Consider the following 1,124-nt stretch of genomic DNA (forward strand, 5'->3'; position numbering starts at 1 on the left):
GCTCCAATTCGCGGCGAAAACGAGTCCAAGCAGCAACTGAAGCTGAGTCAGAAACAGCACTCCGACGCATCAAAATCGCGCCATCTTCAAAGCCTACAATTCCATACTCTTGAGATTTGGAAAGCCGATCGATCTGCGGGACAATTTCCTGCAACTGTCGCCTCTCGCTGCGAAACGCAGCCTGATACTGCTGCAACTGCAACATATCAGCAATAACATATTCCATCTTCACCGCCTCCCTCGCATCATTTCGCAATTCCAACATCGGAAGCCGGAGAATTTCCCGGCGACTTGACAAAATCGGCACAAGCGTATTCGTCGCAGCCACACTAGCATTCGCAGGAATTTGAGCCAACAGCGGCCGCACATGAAAAACGTGTTGCCATTGTCTGATCAGAGGAACCTGCACCCAAGGCTCGATCGCATCCGGCAAAATAAACGAAAAAGTTCGATTTGGGTTAGACGTGAAGGTAAAAAATAGCGACAAGCAGATGCAAAACGCCCAAAAGCGACGAAACTTGGCAGACGAAGGGAAAGGAAACATTGCGGAAGGAAAACGCAAGACTGTTTTTTCTCCGCTCCTAATTCGATTTTCTTCTTTTTGGCGATCGGCCCATCACAGAATTGCCCCATAAAAAAGCCCTGGAACCACAGTCATCGCATAGCGAATATTAATCGCCAACACGGACTCTCCTTTCGCTAAAAATAGCTTTAGCAGCGGAAATCCAGCGATCGTCCAAGAAGCCGGCGCTACAGCAGGAACTAAAGCCAACGGCAACCACTGCCCAATCAGGTACTTGATTTTACCAAAAAATGGCGTAAATAATTGTTCAATCAACCGCCCAGGATTGCTCGCCATTCCCCAAATAATTTGTAGAGTCGAAGCTTCATCACCATCAGCATATTGACCGAAGCGTTCCATCATAAACCGCTGGGAAATATCAGCAGAAAACAAAGGCATAATCAGATTCGTCAACAAAATCATGTAACCAAAACTGAGAATGCACACAGCCAAGCCAGTCAGAGGATAGCGCCGACTCAAAATCAAGTAAACTCCCACCCCAAATAACACAACTCCCCCATCTTCTCGCACGGCCAACATCAAAGTTGCGAGAATCCCAAAC

At 47.5% G+C, this 1,124-nt stretch carries 1 pseudogene; it reads right to left on the bottom strand.

From position 1 onward, the window contains the following. A pseudogene (locus ACUVJL_RS11280) lies at positions 1-1,124 on the bottom strand (DUF2079 domain-containing protein); the annotation flags it as partial.

It is taken from the genome of Microcoleus sp. OTE_8_concoct_300, from assembly GCF_031383065.1.
Taxonomy (GTDB): domain Bacteria; phylum Cyanobacteriota; class Cyanobacteriia; order Cyanobacteriales; family Microcoleaceae; genus Microcoleus.